This window comes from Xanthomonas sp. SHU 166 (genome assembly GCF_000364685.1).
Taxonomy (GTDB): Bacteria; Pseudomonadota; Gammaproteobacteria; order Xanthomonadales; family Xanthomonadaceae; genus Xanthomonas_A; species Xanthomonas_A sontii.
Genome location: NZ_AQOJ01000823.1, coordinates 1 through 3,254, shown reverse-complemented (window position 1 = coordinate 3,254; position 3,254 = coordinate 1). Strand labels below are relative to the sequence as shown.

General features: G+C 70.4%; 4 protein-coding genes. All 4 read right to left on the bottom strand.

The window, feature by feature from the left end:
- Window positions 1-116: 116 nt before the first annotated feature.
- Window positions 117-899, bottom strand: coding sequence for a queuosine precursor transporter (locus D180_RS18895; RefSeq protein WP_026144042.1), 783 nt, complete (start codon window positions 897-899; stop codon window positions 117-119).
- Window positions 896-1,573, bottom strand: coding sequence for a DUF502 domain-containing protein (locus D180_RS18890; protein WP_017914015.1), 678 nt, complete (start codon window positions 1,571-1,573; stop codon window positions 896-898). The genes D180_RS18895 and D180_RS18890 overlap by 4 nt, the downstream gene beginning before the upstream one ends.
- A gap of 210 nt (window positions 1,574-1,783) precedes the next feature.
- A complete protein-coding gene (locus tag D180_RS18885; protein ID WP_017914014.1) occupies window positions 1,784-2,233 on the bottom strand; it encodes a DUF4442 domain-containing protein in 450 nt (149 codons plus the stop codon).
- A partial coding sequence (locus D180_RS18880; protein WP_017914013.1) for a diguanylate cyclase occupies window positions 2,230-3,254 on the bottom strand: 1,025 nt, incomplete at its 5' end. The genes D180_RS18885 and D180_RS18880, both read right to left, overlap by 4 nt.

The following is a 3,254-nucleotide window of genomic DNA, read 5'->3' as shown; positions in this document are numbered from 1 at the left end:
ACCGCCCTGCCGCGGGCGGGCGCCGTGTCGCGACGGGCCAGGCGGCATCGGCGTCTGCGGCGCTGCACGACGGCCGCGCGCAAGCGCGTGCGGTGCGCTCGCGCGTGTGCCGGCGTTCAGTCGGCGGCGGCTTCCTCGCGCAGTTGTTCGGCGCGTTCGGGGGTCAGGTAATCGGTGATCAGCCGCCGCATCAGGTACAGCAACGGGATCAGCAGCACCGCCAGCAGCATCTTGCAGATGTAGTTCAGCGTGCTCACCGCCAGGAACAGCTGCATCGACCAGTGCTGCGGGCCGAGCACGAAGGCGATGTAGATCACCACGAAGCTGTCGATCAGCTGCGAGACTGCGGTGGAGCCGGTGGCGCGCAGCCACACGTGCTTCTCGCCGGTCACGTTGCGGATGCGGTGGAACACCGCCACGTCGATCAGCTGGCCGGCCATGAATGCGACCAGCGAGCCGGCGATGGTCCACATGCCCTGGCCGAACACCGCGGCGAACGCGGCCTGGTAGTCGGGCACGCCCTGGTGTTGCGCCGCGGTGACCCAGAAGCCGGCTGGGGCCAGCGCGATCGCGGCGAACGCGAACAGGAAGCCGTAGCCGATCAGCGCCACCGCCAGCCAGGAGATGAAGCGCACGCCGCGGCGGCCGAAGAACTCGTTGATGGTGTCGGTGAGGATGAACACCAGCGGCCACAGCAGGGTGCCGGCGGTGAAGTTCATCGAGCCCGTCTGCCCGAACAGGTTCCAGTTCAGCGGCGCGATGCCCAGGGTGTCTTCCAGGGCGAAAATCTTGACCCCGATGAACTCGGCCAGCGCGGCGTTGACGCAGAAGAACGCCGCCAGGGCGATGAACAGCCGGACCGCGCGATCGTCGAGCGTGCCGCGGCGCATCGGCGTCAGCGGTCCACGGTGCGGGTGAAGGGCACGCTCTCCGGCGACACCGCGCCGCCGGAGATGATGAAGCTCATGGCCTGGTCCACGCTCCAGTCGGTGGGCGTGAGCAACTCGACCGGCACGATCTCCAGGTAGCCGGAGGTCGGGTTGGGCGTGGTCGGCACGTACACCGCGGCCAGCTCGCGGCCGGTGCCGTGTTCCTTGATCACCCGCGTCACCAGGCCCACCGACTTCATGTCCCGGTGCGGGAAGTCGATCAGCACTACGCGCTGGGTGCTGCCGGGCTGGGTCTGCAGGATGTCCACCAGCTTGCGCACGCTGTCGTAGACCACGCTGGCCAGCGGGATGCGGCGCATCACGGCCTCGAACCAGCGCAGCAGGCGCTGGCCGATCATGCGCCGGCTGAGGATGCCGACCAGCAGGATCACCGCCAGGGTGGCGATCAGGGCGATGATGTTCTGCACCCATTGCGCGGTGGCCCAGCCCAGCTCGCGCGGGAACGAGGCGGCGATGCGCACCGACAGCGGCACCACCCAGGGGCTGCTGATGCCCGAGAGCAGCACGAACACGAACTTGACCACCACCCAGGTCAGCCAGATCGGCAACAGGGTCAGCAGGCCGGTGAAGAACAGCCGTTGCAGGGACGGGCGGGGGGCGGGAGCGGAGAGATCGGGCGACATCCGCATAGTGTAGCGGCGCGTGATGGCCGTTGGTGCGGCGCCGCATGGTCTCGCGGCGCGGCCGTGCAGCTGCGATTGGGCCGGGGCCCGCCCTTGCCGCTCGCCTCGCGGCGCCGCGCACGCTGACGGTGCGGTCGGTATCGCATGCGATGTGTGTCGGCCTGCGCGGAGGCGGCGCCGGCCTTGGCGAACCCGCCGGTGGCAGGCGCGCTAACGCGGCGGCTTGCGCTTGACGTACAGCTGCTTGCGCGTCCGCGCCACCACCTCGCCCTGGGCGTCGACGACGTCGGTCTCGAACCAGCGCAGATGCTTGTCGCCGCCGGCGGTGGCCGCGCGCAGTTCGTCCAGCAGGGCCTGGTTCAGGTCGAACCGCGCGCTGACCGTGCCGCGCCCCGGGCGCACGAACTCGATGCTGCCGGCCTTGTCCCAGACGTAGTAGTCGCGCCCAAGGTTCTGCATGGTCAGCAGCATCCAGAACGGATCGGTCATGGCGAACAGGCTGCCGCCGAAATGGGTGCCCACGTAGTTGCGGTTCCACGGACGCATGCGCAGTTCGACGCGGGCGTGGCGGTAGTCCGCGCTCAGTTCGGTCACGTGGATGCCGGCGCACAGGAACGGCGGCCACAGGTTCAGGCCCAGGCGGAACAGCGATGGCTTCATTGCGCGGCAGTGGGTGGATCGGAGTGCGGCAGGTTACCAGACGCATGCGTATGGTGTGCTGGTGTCGCGTCGCTGAGCGCGTAGCCGTCGCGTCCGTCGCGCTTGACCCGGTACAGCGCCGCGTCGGCGGATTCGAAGAACGCGCGCTCCGACGTGAGCGCTGTCGCGGTGGCGCTGTGCACGCCCAGGCTGGCGGTGATGGCGACGCTGCCGTTCGGCGCGCGCAGCGACAGCCCGCGGATCTCCTCGACCAGCGCCGCGGCGATGCGGCTGGCATCGGCGGCATCGGTGGCGGGCAGGATCATGGCGAACTCGTCGCCGCCAAAGCGCGCGGCGACCTCGCGCGGATGTCGCGCATGCCGCGCCACCGCGGCGGCCACCAGCTTCAGCGCGCGGTCGCCGGTGCGATGGCCCAGGGTGTCGTTGTAGCGCTTGAAATGATCCACATCGACGATGATCAGCGTCAGCGGCCGGCCGCTGCGCCGTGCCTCGTCCAGCGCCTGGGCGAACGCCTGTTCGAAGCCGTGGCGGTTCACCAGCCCGGTCAGGGCGTCGCGATGCGCCTGGCGGCGCCAGCGTGCCGCGTGCAGGCACAACTGACCGGCGGCGACGATGGCCAGGGCGAGCAGGGCCGCCCCTGGCGCGAACCAGCGGCTGCCGAGAAGCAGCCACAGCAGGCTGCCGCCGGCGACCACCGCCATGCTCGCCAGCGGCACCAGCCAGCGCCGTCGGCGCCCACCGGCGCACTGCGTGCCCAGGCAGGCCAGCAGCACCAGCAGCGTGGACCCGGCCACCTGGGCAGTGCGCGACGACGGCAGGATCGGGTCGCCGCGCAACAGCATCGCCGCGACGTTGGCCTGGTATTCGGGCGCGCTCATCCAGCGCGCATCGGACATCGGCGTCATCACCCGCTGCCCCAGACCGGTGGCGGTGACGCCGACGATCGCCAGGCGTCCGCGCAGCGACTGCGGCGGAATCCGGCCCTGCACGACGTCGACGTAGGACACCTGCGCGAACGCTG